The following is a 17,502-nucleotide window of genomic DNA, read 5'->3' as shown; positions in this document are numbered from 1 at the left end:
GAAAGCCGCCTTCCAGACGAGGGCGGCTTTTTCGCGGACAGCCCTGTTCAAAATTGGTCTGGGCTGCGTAACTTTACGTATATGATTCTGATTGACAATACCTGTATCAGCGACGATGTAGCGGAGAAGTTCTTCGTCTGCAACTTAGATAAATGCAAAGGGGCCTGCTGCGTTGAGGGCGACATGGGGGCTCCACTCGAAGGCGACGAGCCCGCGATACTTGACCGAATCTACGAAGACGTAAAGCCGTACCTCTCGCCCGAAGGCATTCGCGTATTGGAAGAAAAAGGCGGTTATGAATCGGATGGAGAAGGCGGCTACGTAACCACCACCGTCGGTGGGCGCGAGTGCGTGTATGCAACCTGGAATGATCGGGGTATCCTGAAATGCGGCATCGAAGAAGCGTATAACGACGGCAAAATAGACTGGAAAAAGCCCATTTCATGCCATCTGTACCCCATACGCGTCACCAAATACGAATCGTTTCACGCGTTGAATTACGACCGCTGGCCGATTTGTAGCCCGGCCTGTGGCTTTGGCGAGCAACTGAACGTACCAATTTACAAATTCGTGCGGGAAGCTCTGATCCGGGCCTACGGCGAAGAATGGTATGGGCAGTTAACCCAGGCAATCGAAGAGAAATAGCCATTTCATCAGCGGCAGCCAATCGTCAAACATACGATTGGCTGCCGCTTACGTTTCCGGAGAGTATGCTCGAAGATAAAGACTACTTTAAAGAAGTACACCGCGTTGTGCGGGAGGTGCCCAAAGGCCGGGTAACCACTTATGGGGCCATTGCCCGTTACCTCAGCCTGCGCGCTGGTGCGCGTATGGTAGGCTGGGCTATGGTCGCGTCGCACGGTCAGGATGTTCCGGCGCACCGGGTGGTCAATCGCGTTGGCGTTCTCTCGGGCAAGCACTTCTTCGGTGGCCCAACCATTATGCAGCAACTTCTGGAAGACGAAGGAGTTCGGGTTGAAGACGATCGGGTCGTTGACTTCAAAACCCTCTTCTGGGACCCGGCCGTTGAGTTAACGCTTTAACCTGTTTACACCCTATTTTTGTACGCGACTCATGGCTGGAATGAGCCGCGTTTTTTGTCGGTTCTCCCTAAGATCAGCATAACAGACCCTACTGCCTCAGGCCTTCACTTGAGCGATAATACGTTCACTGTCAGAGATTTAAATTTTCTAACCAGCACGTAAACCGTTGTGAGCCGCGCTGTTGTAGTGAGTAAAGACGCGTTTGCCGACGATCAATCTTAAAGCAACGCGTAGCAAGTTTTTTGCTTTATTGGGCTAATTTTCGCGAATGCAGTAGCTGACAACGTAACAACTCCTGGTGGGTGAGTACCCGAACAATTGAATTACGCCAGGGTTGACTACTAACCAGCGATAAACCATTGATTAACACAAACGGGATAAAATGGACATTTCTCAGATCTTCAAAAACAATCAGAATTGGGTTGAAAAAAAGTTAGCCATAGAGCCAGACTATTTTAGTGACCTCTCTAAAGGGCAAACTCCCGACATCCTCTACATAGGTTGTTCAGATAGCCGTGTTTCAGCCGAAGAACTCATGGGTGTATCGCCTGGTGAAGTGTTTGTACTTAGAAACATTGCGAATATGGTTCCTAATACGGATCTGGGTGTAATGTCGGTAATTAACTATGCCGTAGCACACCTGAAGGTAAAGCACATTGTGGTTTGCGGCCATTACTATTGCGGTGGCGTTCAGGCCGCCATGAAGTCAGCAGATTTAGGGATATTGAATCCGTGGTTGAGAAATATCCGCGATGTGTACCGAATGCACAAGAATGAACTCAATAGTATCGAGGATCAAGAAGAGCGCTATAAACGATTAGTAGAACTGAATGTCGAGGAACAATGCATAAATGTTCTTAAAACGGCAGAAGTACAGAAAGCCCAGCTTGACCGAAATCTGTCAGTGCACGGTTGGGTTTTTGATATTCATTCGGGAAAATTGATCGATCTGCAAATTGACTTTGTTAAACTTCTGGAAAACATAAGGGAGATCTACCATCTCGATTAATATAAGCTCAAGGAGCTATTTTATTCAAAAAAGAAGCGCGTGTTTTTGTCATTCCGGCGTAGAGAGGAATGACAAAAATACGCGCTTCCTAGCGCTACCATCAAACGCAGCCGCGTACGTTCTTGATACTAACGTGGGCTAACTAACCGCCAGATGTCGGTTATACCCGGCGCTGACCAGTTCTTCGAAAGCGGCCCAGATGTCGGCTGGAATTTCCTGGGGTATCTGAAACCCTTTATCAGGGTACAGTTTTATTCGCTGTAAATCACCAACCATAATACTAACTACATCGTCGGCGGTAAGCTCCGGGTTAGAGTAAGCGCTTAGATACTCGTCGAACGATGCCTGCGGAGACGTAACGATTACGGACTTTTCTGGCCACACTTTGCGGAACGTAGCATAACTCCGGCGCTCCATGTACGGCTTCTGCACCACCATAAAGGTTTCTGGATCAATATGGAGCTTAGCCAGCAGTTGCCGGGTAAATAAAACGTTTTCGCCCGTATTGCTGGATCGGTTTTCGACCAGTATACGCTCCGACGGGACGCCCAAACCAATGGCTATTCGGGCAAACAACTCAGCTTCCGGCTCGGCCCACATCGACCTGGTGATGACGCCCAGTCCGCCCGAAAAAATCAGCAGGGGTGCCCAGCCCTCCAGAAACAATTCGGCACCCCGTTCGGCTACCCGCGTATCGTGGCTGCAGAGTACCAGAATGACATCGGCTTTTTCAAGCGTATGGTTGGTATGATGGTAATCCCAGAGTTTTTCGGCTAAGTCGTGTGTGTGCTGTGTCACTTGATGGAGGGCAATGCCTGATAAAATTGGGGTAAAAATACAGACAGGACGTCTGATTAGGCCAACTTGGGCTATGACAGACAAAGATTACGTGCATGGAACGTTACGTTAGTTCTGGCTGGCCAGATTGTGTTCTCCGACGGCATCGATCAATTCACTGACTACGGTACGTAGTGCCTGGGCCAGCTCAGGGTCGGTGATCTGTCCATCGGCGCTGATCTTGCTGCGGACAAACGGTATGATCAGCGACGTTTTGTCCGTCAAATGAGCGGTCATCACTTCCAGGGTGTGCGTAAGCGATGCGTGCGCCCGCGAGCCGCCCGTATCCGAGGGGCCCGCGCTGATGATGCCTACAGGTTTATGAACAAACTCTCCCGACGACACGACCCAATCGAGCATGTTTTTTAATACACCCGGCATACCATGAATGTATTCGGGAGTACAGATCAGCACCGCATCGGCTTGCTGTAGTAAGGTACGCAGCTGGGTTACTGGCGCGGGCGAGTGTTCACCGTCCCGTTCGGGGCTGAAGTGCGGCAGGTCGTCGAGTCCGTTGTACAACGTAACGGTTACGCCCTGAGGGACCAGCGCAGCAGCCGCCCGCAGGATAGATGTATTGGTTGATGTTGCCCGCAGGCTACCAGAAATGGCGAGAAAATTCATGAGCGTTCGACAGAAAAAACCTTGTCTAGCGCAACACCTTCGTTATCTCATTTAGTTTCTCCATTTTCTGCACAAAGTCGCCTTTCAGTTGATTGCGGATGACCGTCAGGTTGTCGAGCGTTTCCTGTAAACTGTCGGGCAGGATCTCTTCCAATACCTCCCGAAACCGCTTGGCAAACGTTGGCGACTTGCCGTTGGTGGAAACAGCAATTTTCAGATCGCCTTTCTTGACCACTGAGCTCAGGTAAAAATCGCACAGATCCGGCGTGTCGGCTACATTGACCAGGATACGCCGGCTTTTGCAGTCCTGCTGCACCTGCTGATTCACCGCCTTATCGTTCGTTCCGACAATGACTAATTCTTTGTCAGCCAGGTGACTGTCCGTATAGGCCTGTAGAATTAACTCCAGTTTGGGATATTGCCCCGCCATTTCCCGAATCTCCTCCCGAATCTCGGGGGCGACGAGCGTAATGCGGGCCTCCGGCGAGTTGGCCAATACGGCCGTTAGCTTCTCCAGACCAACGTACCCACCGCCTACAATGAGGATGTGCAGCTTCTCGGCCTTAACAAAAATGGGGAACAGCGTATTCATGAGACGAAGTTACGTTCTTTTACCATCCGGCCATTCTTCCATTGGGATGATACCGCAGCGGGCAACAAAAAAGGCTGCCCGGGTGAGCAGCCTTCAACGTCAGTGGCGTTACTTAAAATTTAAACCCGATGTTCACGCCCAGAATCCGGCGTTTGGTGTTCGATGCCGTTTTCAAGACATCGGCAAATCCGTAATGATATACGAAATCAATCATCAGCGGTCCCGCGTCGAAACCCAGGTTAGCCAGCCCATTTACGGTAGCGGCCCGGAAATCGCTTTGCTGGAAGTTGAATTCGTTGTTGCCTACGCCCAGCGGAGTAGCGTATTCAGCCCCCACCTGAAGACGCACTGCGGATACACCCCGCTCCGACTGCGCCAGTTTCACGCCGATATAAGCCGGGATGTGCAGATACTGTTGATCGACATTCGACGTAATGTCTTTTATGCCATTGACTTGTCCATCACCCGCCCGGTAAAAATCAGAACTTGACGTTAAATATTCCGCACCGATCTGGCCATATACCCGGCCACCGCCCCGCACAAAAAAGCCTACTTGGTAACCCAGCCGCCCGGCGAGCGTATTGCCCTTTACATCTTCGCCCTCAAAGCGGGTTGAATTGGCTCCGGCGTATAAACCAAACGTAAAGTTTTTGTAGTTCTCCCGCCGTTCCCGGCGCTGCTCTACCTCCACGCTACGTTGCCCGTCTTCAAACCCTTCGTCATACGCCTGACTCAAATCGCGTTCGTCATACATACGATCATTCCGGCGGCTGTTGCCCATTCGTTCTTCGTACCGATTGTCGTAGCGTCGATTTTCTTCGCTTCGGAGCTTATATTCCCGGCGTTCATCGAAGCGGTCATCCATGCGCCGATCGTCCCGGCGTTCTTCGCGACGTGACGGACGATTATCCCGATCATTACGGTCGTACCGGTCATCATACGAATTGGTCTGGCCAGATACGTAGCCAGTGCTGCCCACACCCAGCAGGAAGAGGAGCGTTTTTAGTGATTTTTTCATAACGTGTTGAGTTGAGTAAACCGAATCCGGCATTCACTTCTACAACCCTTCGCTTATAACTAATGTTTGCGTATTTGACACCAGACCCAGTTTTTTAGTGTTAGCAGCATCACCAAATAAAAAAGCTGCTTTCGTTGGAAAGCAGCCCATAAGGTTGATTGTCTGGTATGGTTTAGAACCGGAAACCCAGGTTCAGGGCTAACATATTACGCTTCGTATCAGCGCCCTTATCGAATACGTTCGCAAAACCATGATTGTACAGCGCATCGAGTGTCAGCGGCCCGAGGTTGATACCAGCGCCTACCAGACCATTCAGAATCGTCCGGTTCAGGTCGTCTTTTCCTAAGTTGAAGTTGTTTTTACCAACCGCAACCAGCGAAGCCAACTCAGCACCGGCCTGAATACGCAGCCCCAGCGCGCTACCCACACGAACCCCTACATAAGCCGGAATCGCCAGGAAGTGCTGGTCGATCTGGCCACGAACTTCACCGGCGGTTGGCGTAGTTTGGCCGGATCCGGTGCGTACTAAGTTCGACGTCGAGTTCCGGTATTCCAGACCGATCTGTCCGAAGATCGTACCCCCTGTACGGCCGTATAAACCAGCCTGCCAGCCTGCACGGTAAGCACCATCCGGAATGGGCTCGTTGACAAAACGCGAAAAGTTAACCCCGGCATAAATACCGAACTTACCTTCCTTACCCCAGGGCTTGTCGTCATCAGCGCGCCGATTTGCCCGGGTCGACACATTGCTGTTGTCGCTCGTCGTCATCGTCGTCGTGGTGGTCGTAGTGCCGTAAACGGGTGCCGCCGTACTGTTCGTCATCGTGCCAGTGGTGGTACTGTTGCTATTGTCCATAGCGCCACTGCTGTTGGTCATTGCTCCGTTGCTCATCGTCGATCCATTATTCATGGTTGAACCGTTGTTCATATCCGACGTTGTTGAGCGTCTGGAGCTATCGGTCGTTACCGGCGATGCACTGTGAGTAGAATTGGTAGTCGTAGTCGACGACGAATAGGAGTTGGTGGTTTGTGCATTCACGATGCCGAAACCACATAGGCCCAGGGCCAGAAGTGAGAGTTGCTTCTTCATAACGTTTATCATTTCATTGAATTGTATAAAAAAAGGGTGTGACCGAGATCACACCCCAATAACAGGCCACTAGAGCACTTTGTTTTTAACTATTCCAATTTTGTCTGTAGCGACATCAGTTTAATCCGTCCGGCTTACTAGAACTTAAAGCCTACACTGGCGCTCAGAATCCGGCGCTGCGAACCAGCAAAACCGGTTGAATTTACGGCGTTGATGCTGTTGCTGAAGCCATAATGGTACGTCAGATCGATGAGCAGTGGCCCAATGTCGAACCCGAGCTGACCCAGTCCGTTGAACGTACCGCTTTTGATCTCTGCGTTCGTCAGGTTAAAATTTCCGCTGCTGGCACTGATGCGGTTGGCGTACTCAACACCTACCTGGAGCCGCACCGCCGAAATCCCCCGATCCGACTCAACCAGCTTGTAGCCAATGTAAACCGGAATCTGTACGTACTGAATGTTGATCTGATCCCGAATGCTCTGGGCAGACTGGCCCGAACCAGCGGTGAAATAGTTGGAACTCGACGCAAAATATTCGGCACCCAACTGGCCATACAGCCGACCACCACCGCGCACAAAGAAACCCGCCTGATAACCCAACCGACCCGTCAGGGCGTCGCTGTTGCCGTTTACGTCAAGCGCTTCGCCCTTAAATTTGGTCGTGTTTAAACCCGCGTAAATACCGAACACAAAATTTTTGTAATCCTTGGCGGCTTTAGCGGGCTTTGTGCTGGTGCTATACGTATCGGTGGTCGTCAATGTACTGGTCGTACCGGTACTGTTGGTTGAATACGTTCCCGACGAGCCATTGCTGTCTGATCCAGTCGACGGTGTGGTCGAATACGTACTGTTGCTGGTTGCATTCGTGCTGTCGGTGGTTACCGGCGACGTATACGTTGGATTTGTAGCTGTACTAGTCGTTGAATACGAATTTGTTGTTGTTTGGCCATACGCCAGAGCCGCACTGAGCATGCAGACCGAGAGCATTGTAACTTGAGTTTTCATAACGTTTAAAAGGTATTCGTTGAGTTATAAAAAAAATGGGGTGTATACGTCTCCGCATATACCCCATTAACAGGCCCCATCGGGCATTGTTTAGCAATATTCTAATAATCCTATAAATTTAATATATTATTAAGATTTTAACGTCTTCAGCCTCGAATGTTGCCCGTTGCTTACTGACTTTGGATTGCCTTAAAGGCGTTCATCAGTCCGTTGGTCGAGCTATCGTGCGTGTTCACATCGGCATCATCCTGTAGCTCCGGTAAAATGCGGCTCGCCAGTTGTTTGCCCAGTTCAACACCCCACTGATCGAAACTGAAAATGTTCCAGATAACGCCCTGCGTAAAAATTTTATGCTCGTAAAGCGCAATCAGGCTGCCCAACGTACGGGGTGTCAATTTCTTAAACAGAATGGAGTTGGTAGGTCGGTTGCCCGGGAACATTTTGAACGGAGCCAGCGCCTGTACGTCGGCTTCGCTTTTGCCGGATTTGCGCAGCTCTTCAGCGGCTTCTTCTTCGGTTTTGCCATTCATCAGCGCTTCGGTCTGCGCAAAGAAATTGGCCATTAGAATTTTATGGTGCTCACCGATGGGTCGCTGGCTGATGGCAGGTGCCAGAAAGTCGCAGGGGATCAGCTTTGTTCCCTGGTGAATCAACTGATAGAATGCGTGTTGTCCGTTTGTACCGGGTTCACCCCAGATGATTGGTCCGGTCTGGTAATCAACCGGATCGCCATTGCGGTCGACCGATTTACCGTTGCTTTCCATGTCGCCTTGCTGAAAATAAGCCGCAAATCGGTGCATATATTGGTCGTACGGCAGAATGGCCTCGGTCTGTGCGCCAAAAAAGTTATTGTACCAGATGCCAATCAACGCCAGGATCACCGGCAAATTCTGCTCCAGGGGCGTGTCGCGGAAGTGCTGATCCATCGCGTGTCCACCGGCCAGCAGTTCTTCAAAATTATCGAAGCCAATATACAGGGCAATCGACAGACCAATGGCCGACCAGAGCGAGTAGCGTCCACCCACCCAGTCCCAGAACCCAAACATGTTTTCGGGATCGATGCCGAACGTCTCTACCTCCTTGCGATTGGTCGACAGGGCAGCAAAATGTTTGGCAATATCACCTTCCGATCCACCATTGTCCAGAAACCACTGCCGGGCGGTTTGGGCATTGGTCATGGTCTCCTGGGTCGTAAACGTCTTCGAGGCAATCAAGAACAGGGTCGTTTCGGGCTGAACCGTTTGCAGCGTTTCGTAAATGTGCACCCCGTCTACGTTCGATACGAAGTGAACCCGCAGGCCGTCTTTTGCGTAGGGTTTCAGCGCTTCGGTCACCATCACCGGCCCCAGGTCAGAGCCGCCAATGCCAATATTCACGACGTCGGTAATGGGTTGGCCGGTATATCCTTTCCACTCGCCCGACCGCACCCGCTCCGAAAACGATTTCATCCGGTCCAGCACGGCGTTGACCTCCGGCATTACGTCCTCGCCATCGACCAGAACTGGCGTGTTCGATCGGTTACGTAATGCTACGTGCAGCACGGCCCGGTCTTCGGTCCGGTTGATTTTATCGCCCGAAAACATTTTTCCGATGGCGTCGGTCAAGCCTGCCTGCTCAGCCAGTTGCAGCAGCAAACCAAACGTTTCTTCGGTGATGCGATTCTTCGAAAAATCGAGAAGAATTTCGTCAAATCGGCGCGAAAACCTGGTGAACCGATCGGGGTCTTCGGCGAACAGGTCGCGCAGGTGACGGTCTTTTAGGGTGTCGTAATGCGCCTGAAGCTGCGCGTAGGCCGGCAGGTCGGTGAATCGATGAGTAGCAAGCATAAGCAGTTTTCGGTTAACGAATCTTGGGTTTTCGTTTAGTTCATAGCTCCAGCAAACCAGTCATTGCCGGTAAACTGAAGACTCTCTTCGGTTGTCGGCGCGAATATCGCCAATCCCCCACAATCTTTTTTCCTCTATTTTTACGCCCCCGCACACAAACGTGTGGCAGGTCTGTCAGCGTTATCGTAACCGCTAATGAATCAAAAAGTATTTTATTCGTTACTATTCGCCGGTGTGGGCGCCTTATTGTTCATCCCCTTTCTGGGGGGCGTTCGCCTATTTGACTGGGACGAAATCAATTTTGCGGAATGTTCGCGGGAGATGCTGCTGCTGCAGGACTACCTCCGCGTGCACATCGACTTCAAACCGTTCTACGAAAAGCCTCCGTTTTTTTTCTGGTGCCAGTCACTGATGATGAGTCTGTTCGGCACCACCGAGTTTGCGGCCCGGCTGCCGAACGCCATTTGCGGCATCATTACGTTGATTTATCTGTACAACCTGGGCGCGAAACTGCACGGCCAGCGCTTCGGCATTTTGTGGGCCCTGGCATATTTAGGGTCCGTTACGCCCCACCTGTACTTCCGGTCGGGCATCATCGATCCTTTTTTCAACCTGTTCATTTTTATCGGGCTGGTCAATCTGATTTTTGCGTCCTGGAAACGCGAACGACTCAGCAGTACGTTGCTGGTGCCGAAATCGGAATGGACATATCTGGCGATTGGCGGATTTGTGCTGGGCCTGGGCATTCTGACCAAAGGGCCCGTGGCGTACCTGATCGTTTGTTTAGTACTATTGGTGTACTGGATACTCAGCCGGTTCCGCTGGTTCATTACCCCTTTGCAATTCATCTTGTTTTCGGTGGCTGCTTCGCTGGTATCGCTGGCGTGGGGAGGGCTGGAAACGTACCTGCACGGCCCGGCTTTTGTAAATGAATTTTTGACGTACAACATCCGGCTGTTCAGTACGCCCGACGCGGGCCATGCCGGATTCACGGGCTACCATTTCATTGTGTTGCTGGTGGGTTGCTTTCCGGCGTCTATTTTTGCCCTGCGCGGGTTTGGCGCGCTTTTTCTCGAACGTAACTACCAACGCGAGTTCCGGCGCTGGATGCTGATTCTGTTTTGGGTTGTGCTGATTCTGTTCAGCGTGGTGCAGTCTAAAATTGTACATTACTCGTCGCTCTGCTACTTCCCGGTAACGTACCTGGCGGCCCTGACGCTGCTCCAGCTGGAAGAACGTAAACTTCCGTTTACCAACTGGTTTCGGGCGGGGCTACTCCTGGTCGGCGGGGTTTACGTACTGGCTACGATTGGCCTGCCCATTCTGGCGCATCGGATGGACCTTGTCAAATCCGTTGCCGATCAGGACGCGTTTACGCAAGGCAATCTGAACGCAAACATCAACTGGACCGGCTGGGAGGTTCTGCTGGGCGTGTGGCTGCTGATTACGTTGATCCTGACGCTTTGGTGGTTCAGCACACGGGAGCCAAGCCGGGCGGTGTATGCGCTATTCGGCGGCATGGCGGTGTTCATTACGCTGACGCTCTGGTTCTTTATTGGTCGGATCGAAGGCATTTCGCAGGATGCGGCCATGCGCTTCTTCGAGCGGGCACAGGGGCAGGATGTATACGTAACGACGTACGGCTACCGGAGTTACGGACCCTATTTCTACACGCAGAAACCGCCCGTAACTAATCCCAACTATTACAATATGGACTGGCTGCTGCGGGGCAAAATTGATAAAGATGTCTGGTTCATCAAGAAAGCCAATGAACTGCATACACCCCTCGATTCGCTGCCCGACATCAAAAAAACAGGCGAAGAAAATGGCTTTGTGTTTTACCGGCGGGCCGCTCGTTAGACCCAGCACCGGAAAATTTTCTGGCACCTCAGCTTTTGGTTACGCCCTGGCCCGCCGACGCTTTTCGAACGACTCAAGCTGCAAGCGATTGTATTGCTGCAGCCATTATAAAGCCTGTTGATACCCGTTAGGCCGAGCGCCCGCCCCCAATAACCGTTTGCAAGAGCGTATAGTAAAAACAGCAGTCAGATCAGGTGAAACCGTTCGTAAACAACCGATCTGCTCAAGTGCATTACGATAGACACCGTTTGCCCAGGCTTGTAATCAGGAAACCGACGACGGATCAGAGCGTTGACAAAATCGCCATCCTGCGTATAGTTGCGAATTACCCGAATGCCTGGTTTATGATACGGCCCAGGCGTGTTTCCCAGCCGCAGCCGGTTGAAAAAGGAAGTGGGCAAAAACCCGATGTCAGACGAACACCCAGGATTACGTCTTAACTCCACAGCGACAACGCAGCTGTAAGCCAGGGAGCCGAAGCTTAACCCCGATCAGAAGCCGCTGATCAGCTGGTTGTACAGGCTGGTCATTCGGCGGATGTTCACCTGCCTTCGATTCGTTTCTGGATGCATGAAGTAAAGCGGTTTTGGGCAGCGACTCAATCCGACAATCAGAAATGCGCGGGCTCAGCCTGTTGCCATTTATCGGCTAAAAGTGGATAAAGCGTTCTGTCTATCTCAACAATCGCATTATTTTTACAGCGCAAAGAGTTTGTACGGACCTGAGTAGCCATCTGGATAATTTTGTTACCCATCGGGCGCGGAAAACAACAATAGCTAGTCAGCTGTTAGTTTAAGTATTTCTCAGCCTCGAAACGCGGATCGAAATGGTTCTGTTCATTTGACGGCGGGCGGCAAGGTGCGGACCGCCGGTACTTGCCACTTCTCCGACTCTGTTTTTAATCACCAACTCAATACGTAGCCGTTCATCAACCGACTAGTCCGATTCCTAACCAATGATTAACCCCCCAGTGTCCGTTACTGACAAAGCACTTACCGAGCGGCTAGACATCGACTTTGCGTTGAAAGCAGCCCGGCTTGGCGTTTGGGAAATGGACCCGGTTACAAAGCTGGTAAAATGGGATGACCGATGCCGTGAATTGTTTGGGCTGACGCAAAACCGATTACTGACGTATGAGGAGGCCATTCGCTTTGTTCACCCGGACGATTCGAGCCGGGTGAACAAAGCGGTTCAGCAAGTTTTTAGCTCTACGTCGAACGGCCAGTATGACGTAACGTACCGGACCATTGGGGCCGATGATGGCGTATTGCGCTGGGTACGATTCATTGGTCAGGGTTACTTCAACGAAGCCGGGGAAATCTACCGGTTTTCAGGGGTAGCTCAGGACGTAACGAAAGATGTGGAATTGCAGCAACAGCTCAAAACCAACGAACAGCGGTTTCGGAGTCTGCTGGAAGAGACCGCCGTGGCGACCTGCCTGTTAACCGGGCCAGAAATGACCATTGCAGTTGCTAATGATATTATGCTTCGATACTGGGGAAAGGGCCGGGACGTTATCGGGAAAACCCATGCCGAAGTGCTGCCTGAGTTGGAAAATCAGCCATTCGGCCGCCTGCTGGACAACGTCTATTCAACCGGTAACCTCTACGAGGCCAGAGCGGCTGCCGCCAATCTGGAGGTTGACGGTTCGTTGCAAACGTACTACTTTGACTTTTCATACAAAGCGCTGCGGAATGCCGCCGGTTCGGTGTACGGCATTCTGGCCACCGCCATTGATGTAACGGAACAGGTGCTGGCTCAGCAGCGGGTAGAAGCCAGTCAAATGCGTTTTGAGTTGATTGCCAAAGCAACCCACGACATTGTCTGGGACTGGAATCTGGAAACGAACGAAGTCTGGTGGAACGAAGGCTACCAGACCCTGTTAGGCTACCGGAAAGAAGATATATTGCCGGGCGTTGAATCCTGGTCAAATTTCATTCACCCCCACGATCGGGAGCGGGTCGTGCGGAGCATCCACGCCGTTATCGACCACGGTGGCGAGAACTGGGCCGATCAGTATCGTTTCCGGAAGGCCGATGGCACCTACGCGTATATGCTGGACCGTGGCTACACCATTCACCGGGATGGAAAACCGGTTCGGATGGTCGGCTCAATGGTTGATCTGTCGAAGCAGAAACAGGTTGAAGACGAACTGATTCTTCAGAATGAGGTGCTTGAGGATATGGTCAACCAGTTCAAGTTCGTCACCGACTTTATGCCCCAGATGGTCTGGGCTACGTACCCCGATGGCAGCCATGACTTTTTCAACCAGCAGTGGTACGAATTTACCGGACTAACCTACGACGAGTCGAAAGGCCAGGGCTGGGCCAAAGTACTCCACCCCGCCGACTGGAATCGGACAAAGCAGGTCTGGGGGCAGGCGCTGGCAACGGGTTCGCTCTATCAGATTGAGTACCGGATGCGTCGTCATGACGGGGTATATCACTGGTTTCTGGCCCGTGCGCTTCCCCTGCGCAACGAGCAGGGGACTATTGTGAAATGGTTCGGCACCTGCACCGACATCGACGATCAGAAAACGCAGGCTCAGACGCTGGAACAGATGGTTAACCAACGTACTACGGAGCTAACGGCGGCTAATCAGGATTTGCAGCGCTCGAATAGCAATCTCCAGCAGTTTGCTTATGTAGCGTCGCATGATTTGCAGGAGCCACTCCGTAAAATTCAGTCGTTCGGCGATCTGCTTAAAAACGGCTACGCGGATCAGTTGGGCGATGGCGTTCGTTACCTGGAACGCATGCAGGTAGCTGCCCATCGCATGTCGACGCTGATTAAAGATCTGCTCACGTACTCCCGCATTTCGACCCGACAGGATGCCTCCAGAGCCGTATCGCTTACGCAGGTACTCAGCATTACGCTGGCTGATCTGGAACTGACGATTCAGGAGACCGGCGCGATTGTCGATATGGATCCGTTGCCAACCGTTCAGGGCGACGACTCGCAGCTGGGTCAGCTTTTCCTTAATTTACTGAGCAATGCGCTAAAGTTTCAACGGCCAGGCGTTCCGCCGGTTATCCGTATTCAAACTCACCTAATATCGGCGGAGGACTTACCCCCTTCAATAGCTCCGGCACGACAGATGCCGACGTACCATCGCATCGATATTATGGATAATGGAATCGGGTTCGAGCCGAAGTATCTCGACCGTATTTTTCAGGTGTTCCAGCGGCTGCACAATTCGTCTCAGTTTGCCGGTACGGGCATCGGGTTAGCCATCTGCGAAAAGGTTGTGGCGAATCACGGCGGAGCCATAACCGCAATGAGCCAGCCGGGCCAGGGCGCTACGTTCAGCATCTACTTACCTTGCTCTTAAACGGTACGCAGCAGCAGGCCCAGCGTCAGCATGGTACGAATAATTTACGTAGCAACACTACAGATTTCCTTTCTTCAGCTCCCGAACGGCATAGTCTGCCGCGCGCGCCGAAAGCGCCATGTACGTTAGCGACGGATTCTGGCAGGGCGACGAGGTCATACTGGCCCCATCGGTGCAGAACACGTTCTTCACGACATGGTGCTGATTCCACTTATTGAAGACTGACGTTTTCGGGTCGTTGCCCATACGGGCCGTACCCATTTCGTGAATGCTCAGGCCCGGATGTGCCTGGCTGTCGAAGCCTTCAATATTCGTAAAACCGGCTTTTTCCAGCATAAGAACCGCCTGTTCTTTCGCATCGCTTCGCATCAGCGATTCGTTCTCGCGGTAATGCACATCCATTTTGAGTACAGGCTGTCCCCATTTATCTTTAACAGCATCGGTCAGCGTTACCTTGTTGTCGTAGTAAGGCAGACATTCACCAAAAGCGTCGAGGGTAATTTTCCAGTCGCCGAACTGAGTTGCCTGCTCCTTGAATTCGGCGCCGAAGCCGTCTGTCCCGTATGCGTGTTCCCAGTTCTGCCGACCCGTGTAGACTTCAAACCCATATCCCCGACTGAACGGCTGCTTATCCTGGCCTACGTTCCGGAACCGGGGAATGTACAGCCCGGCCGGATGTCGACCATAATAAACTTTATCCAGATCCTGCTCGTAATCAGCAGTAGCCCCAACGTGGAAGTGGTGATCCATCAGGTTATGGCCCAGTTGACCGCTATCATCCATCCCGTTGGGAAACCGCTTCGATTTAGAGTTCATCAGGATGAACGTAGAGCCTAGCGCCGACGCATTCAGGAAGATGATTTTCGCCTGAAACTCGTGCCATTGGCTGGTCTGCTCATCAATGACCCGAACGCCTGTCGCCCGCCCTTTCTGCTCATCGTAAATAATGGAATTCACGATGGAGTGCGGCCGCACGGTTAACTTTCCGGTTCGCCGGGCTGCGGGTAATGTAGCCGACTGCGTACTGAAATAAGCGCCATACGGACAACCGCGCATACAGAGATTGCGGAACTGGCATTTGGCGCGGCCCAGCGCCATCTGTTCTTTAGTCGGAGCCGTTAGGTGAGCCGCCCGGGCCGAAATCACTTTTCGATCAGCAAACTGCGCGTTTACAGTTTTTCGGAAATGCTGCTCTACGCAATTGTCGGGTAAAGCCGGTTGAAACTGCCCGTCGGGTAAATGCGGCAGGCCGTCGCGGTCACCGGCAATACCGGCAAACTTCTCCACGTAGTCGTACCAGGGCGCTACGTCTTTGTACCGAATAGGCCAGTCGACGGCGATTCCCTCTTTAGCATTGGCTTCGAAATCGAGGTCGGAGAAGCGAAACGAATACCGGCCCCACATCAGCGACTTTCCGCCTACCTGATAGCCCCGAATCCAGTCGAACGGTTTTTCTTCGACGTACGGGTTTTCCAGATCATTCACAAAATGGTGATGCGTAGCCTCGGTAATGGCAAAGCCGGTGCGGTTCTGAACGGGATAGTTTTTTAGCAGATCATCGGGCATCTGCTGGTTGCGATGGGGAAACTCCCAGGGTGCTTTCGTCGCCGTATGGTAGTCGGAGACGTGCTCAATCATCCGCCCCCGCTCCAGCAGTAATACGTTCAACCCCTTTTCACACAGCTCTTTAGCCGACCAGCCTCCGCTGATACCCGATCCGACAACGATGGCATCGTAACGTATTGGTGGCGGAGTGTGCTGTGCATCGGTCATTTTGTTTCGAGCGTCAATGGGTTAAAAAGAAACGAATTTAACCCATTCTAAGCGTTTATTTATTTCTTTTCCACATTGATGAAATGATTTTACCCCGTAAAAGTCTATGTTCATGACAGAGCCGACTTTTAAAGGGTAAAAGGCTGATGGTCACCGAAACAGCGCGTCAGGCAACAGCGTCGAGTACGGCCGTTCTACCTTGCTCCATCAGCAGGTTGTTGATATAGTGTTCGCACAACTCGTTGGGGCAATATTCGCTGAACTCCTGGCTGAGCTGGGTTACGCTGCGCTTGTAATCGCTGTTTTGCAGGACCTGCTCAACGGCTTTTTTGACCTGGGCGGGCTTTGGTGTTTCGGTTTTCAGGTTAACCCCCAGCTTAAAATAACCGATACGGGCCGCGATTTCGTTTTTACCCTCGTGTACGCCTGCCACCACCATCGGCAGTTGGTTCTGAATACTTAGCAACACCCCACCATAGCCGCCGTTGGTTACGAATACGTCTACTTCAGGCATGATCGTGTTGAAATCGATGAAGTCTTCGATCACTATGTTCGCCTGCGGATAACGAGCCCGGAGGGCTGCCGTGCCCGAACCACCAGTCGTTACGATCACTAACGTATTGGTGTCTTTATAAGCTTCAAGCGTCGGCACCAGCAGCTTTTCCGCATCGCGCTCAATGGTGCCCTGCGTAACCAGAATCACTTTTTTGTATTGACTGAGCTTGGTCGGATGGGCAAACGTTCGTTTTGCCCCCGAAGCGTACGGCAGTAACGGCCCAACAAAACGCACATTCGAACTCAGGTCGCTCCGTTCGTATTCAAAACCCGGCGTTCCGCTTTGCAAATACACATCCGGAATACGTACGGCGATGTCGAAAATACTGTCCTGCTGCGGCTCAACCCCAAACTGGCCCACGACTTCATTATACGTTTGCGTTGGCCCTTTCATAAGCTGGTTTGTAACGAACCGGAGAATAGATTGCTTCAGCCGCCCCAGCACGCTCTTATCCGGGGTTAAGCCCAGGCCATTGGGCGGAAGATCGCGGGAGGTCTGTGGAATGGGAAATATGCCCACTCCTACTACTGGTACGTTGAACACGTGTTTTACCACCTGCATAGCGCTGAAGCCTACATCGCTGACCATGATATCAAACGCAAATTTCTCGCGGATAGCCGTCAGGTCAGCCATGTAATTGGTAATCGGTAAGACGAATACGTGTTTGATGTCAAAGCTGATTTTTCCAATTGCCCCTTTGATAGCGGCCCGTTCCGGAAACAGCTCCTCCAGATTATCCTGGTTGATGACCTGTGCCTGCTGAAAGCGGTACGTAGGTATGCCAATCCGTTCGGATTTGTCGGCATAGGCTCCACCCGTGTACCAGCGGACATCGTACCCTTGTTGTTTCAGGTGCACGGCCAGACCCGTTAACGGATTGAAATGACCGTCCATGGGCATCGTAGCGAACAGAATTTTGGGGGTGTTCATGAGTTTAGT

The 17,502-nt window shown here is 51.9% G+C and carries 15 protein-coding genes; 5 read left to right on the top strand and 10 right to left on the bottom strand.

Annotated features, from left to right (window positions below):
• Positions 1-81: 81 nt before the first annotated feature.
• The 3 genes from ACYVBJ_RS05840 to ACYVBJ_RS05830 all read left to right on the top strand — a co-directional run bounded on the left by ACYVBJ_RS05840 (position 82) and on the right by ACYVBJ_RS05830 (position 2,052).
• Entirely contained in the window at positions 82-645 is a 564-nt protein-coding gene (locus ACYVBJ_RS05840) for a DUF3109 family protein (RefSeq protein WP_460981362.1), read from the top strand.
• A gap of 65 nt (positions 646-710) precedes the next feature.
• Entirely contained in the window at positions 711-1,043 is a 333-nt protein-coding gene (locus ACYVBJ_RS05835) for an MGMT family protein (RefSeq protein ID WP_460981361.1), read from the top strand.
• Positions 1,044-1,425: 382 nt separating this feature from the next.
• On the top strand, positions 1,426-2,052 hold the full coding sequence (locus ACYVBJ_RS05830) for a carbonic anhydrase (protein WP_460981360.1): 627 nt from the start codon (positions 1,426-1,428) through the stop codon (positions 2,050-2,052).
• A 138-nt stretch (positions 2,053-2,190) separates the two neighbouring features.
• Here ACYVBJ_RS05830 and ACYVBJ_RS05825 read toward each other — a convergent pair whose 3' ends face one another.
• From ACYVBJ_RS05825 to pgi, 7 genes are all read right to left on the bottom strand, one after another.
• Positions 2,191-2,850 (bottom strand): YdcF family protein, encoded by a 660-nt coding sequence (locus ACYVBJ_RS05825; protein WP_460981359.1) that lies wholly within the window; start codon positions 2,848-2,850, stop codon positions 2,191-2,193.
• Positions 2,851-2,958: 108 nt separating this feature from the next.
• Entirely contained in the window at positions 2,959-3,513 is a 555-nt protein-coding gene (locus ACYVBJ_RS05820; protein ID WP_460981358.1) for an NADPH-dependent FMN reductase, read from the bottom strand.
• A gap of 25 nt (positions 3,514-3,538) precedes the next feature.
• The gene (locus ACYVBJ_RS05815) at positions 3,539-4,105 is read right to left on the bottom strand and encodes a precorrin-2 dehydrogenase/sirohydrochlorin ferrochelatase family protein (protein ID WP_460981357.1); all 567 of its coding nucleotides are present in this window, start codon (positions 4,103-4,105) and stop codon (positions 3,539-3,541) included.
• A 112-nt stretch (positions 4,106-4,217) separates the two neighbouring features.
• Entirely contained in the window at positions 4,218-5,123 is a 906-nt protein-coding gene (locus tag ACYVBJ_RS05810; protein WP_460981356.1) for a hypothetical protein, read from the bottom strand.
• Between the two features lie 172 nt (positions 5,124-5,295).
• Positions 5,296-6,213 carry an outer membrane beta-barrel protein gene (locus tag ACYVBJ_RS05805; protein WP_460981355.1) on the bottom strand — a complete coding sequence of 306 codons (918 nt, stop codon included), beginning with the start codon at positions 6,211-6,213 and terminating at the stop codon, positions 5,296-5,298.
• Between the two features lie 137 nt (positions 6,214-6,350).
• Positions 6,351-7,217 (bottom strand): outer membrane beta-barrel protein, encoded by an 867-nt coding sequence (locus ACYVBJ_RS05800; protein ID WP_460981354.1) that lies wholly within the window; start codon positions 7,215-7,217, stop codon positions 6,351-6,353.
• Positions 7,218-7,387: 170 nt separating this feature from the next.
• Positions 7,388-9,043 carry a glucose-6-phosphate isomerase gene (pgi, locus tag ACYVBJ_RS05795; protein ID WP_460981353.1) on the bottom strand — a complete coding sequence of 552 codons (1,656 nt, stop codon included), beginning with the start codon at positions 9,041-9,043 and terminating at the stop codon, positions 7,388-7,390.
• Between the two features lie 195 nt (positions 9,044-9,238).
• Here pgi and ACYVBJ_RS05790 point away from each other — a divergent pair, with 195 nt between their 5' ends.
• Positions 9,239-10,903: an ArnT family glycosyltransferase gene (locus ACYVBJ_RS05790; protein WP_460981352.1), complete on the top strand. Its 1,665-nt coding sequence runs from the start codon at positions 9,239-9,241 to the stop codon at positions 10,901-10,903.
• Between the two features lie 185 nt (positions 10,904-11,088).
• On the opposite strand, the gene ACYVBJ_RS05785 is transcribed toward ACYVBJ_RS05790, so the two are convergent.
• Entirely contained in the window at positions 11,089-11,304 is a 216-nt protein-coding gene (locus ACYVBJ_RS05785) for a hypothetical protein (RefSeq protein WP_460981351.1), read from the bottom strand.
• Positions 11,305-11,858: 554 nt separating this feature from the next.
• Between ACYVBJ_RS05785 and ACYVBJ_RS05780 the strand changes: the two genes are divergently transcribed.
• Positions 11,859-14,234: a PAS domain-containing protein gene (locus ACYVBJ_RS05780; protein ID WP_460981350.1), complete on the top strand. Its 2,376-nt coding sequence runs from the start codon at positions 11,859-11,861 to the stop codon at positions 14,232-14,234.
• 57 nt (positions 14,235-14,291) lie between these two features.
• On the opposite strand, the gene ACYVBJ_RS05775 is transcribed toward ACYVBJ_RS05780, so the two are convergent.
• Together ACYVBJ_RS05775 and ACYVBJ_RS05770 are read right to left on the bottom strand one after the other, a co-directional pair.
• The gene (locus ACYVBJ_RS05775; RefSeq protein ID WP_460981349.1) at positions 14,292-16,007 is read right to left on the bottom strand and encodes a GMC oxidoreductase; all 1,716 of its coding nucleotides are present in this window, start codon (positions 16,005-16,007) and stop codon (positions 14,292-14,294) included.
• Positions 16,008-16,173: 166 nt separating this feature from the next.
• On the bottom strand, positions 16,174-17,493 hold the full coding sequence (locus ACYVBJ_RS05770; protein WP_460981348.1) for a glycosyltransferase: 1,320 nt from the start codon (positions 17,491-17,493) through the stop codon (positions 16,174-16,176).
• Between the last annotated feature and the right edge of the window lie 9 nt (positions 17,494-17,502).

Source organism: Spirosoma fluminis, from assembly GCF_054778895.1.
This window is presented reverse-complemented; position numbering and strand designations above follow the sequence as displayed.

Bases quoted from the DNA above. Each gene is read 5' to 3' on its own strand.
- ACYVBJ_RS05780 (WP_460981350.1), top strand. From the start codon at position 11,859: ATGATTAACCCCCCAGTGTCCGTTACTGACAAAGCACTTACCGAGCGG.
- ACYVBJ_RS05800 (WP_460981354.1), bottom strand. From the start codon at position 7,217: ATGAAAACTCAAGTTACAATGCTCTCGGTCTGCATGCTCAGTGCGGCT.
- ACYVBJ_RS05835 (WP_460981361.1), top strand. From the start codon at position 711: ATGCTCGAAGATAAAGACTACTTTAAAGAAGTACACCGCGTTGTGCGG.
- pgi (WP_460981353.1), bottom strand. From the start codon at position 9,043: ATGCTTGCTACTCATCGATTCACCGACCTGCCGGCCTACGCGCAGCTT.
- ACYVBJ_RS05770 (WP_460981348.1), bottom strand. From the start codon at position 17,493: ATGAACACCCCCAAAATTCTGTTCGCTACGATGCCCATGGACGGTCAT.
- ACYVBJ_RS05810 (WP_460981356.1), bottom strand. From the start codon at position 5,123: ATGAAAAAATCACTAAAAACGCTCCTCTTCCTGCTGGGTGTGGGCAGC.
- ACYVBJ_RS05805 (WP_460981355.1), bottom strand. From the start codon at position 6,213: ATGAAGAAGCAACTCTCACTTCTGGCCCTGGGCCTATGTGGTTTCGGC.
- ACYVBJ_RS05840 (WP_460981362.1), top strand. From the start codon at position 82: ATGATTCTGATTGACAATACCTGTATCAGCGACGATGTAGCGGAGAAG.
- ACYVBJ_RS05790 (WP_460981352.1), top strand. From the start codon at position 9,239: ATGAATCAAAAAGTATTTTATTCGTTACTATTCGCCGGTGTGGGCGCC.
- ACYVBJ_RS05830 (WP_460981360.1), top strand. From the start codon at position 1,426: ATGGACATTTCTCAGATCTTCAAAAACAATCAGAATTGGGTTGAAAAA.
- ACYVBJ_RS05775 (WP_460981349.1), bottom strand. From the start codon at position 16,007: ATGACCGATGCACAGCACACTCCGCCACCAATACGTTACGATGCCATC.
- ACYVBJ_RS05820 (WP_460981358.1), bottom strand. From the start codon at position 3,513: ATGAATTTTCTCGCCATTTCTGGTAGCCTGCGGGCAACATCAACCAAT.
- ACYVBJ_RS05815 (WP_460981357.1), bottom strand. From the start codon at position 4,105: ATGAATACGCTGTTCCCCATTTTTGTTAAGGCCGAGAAGCTGCACATC.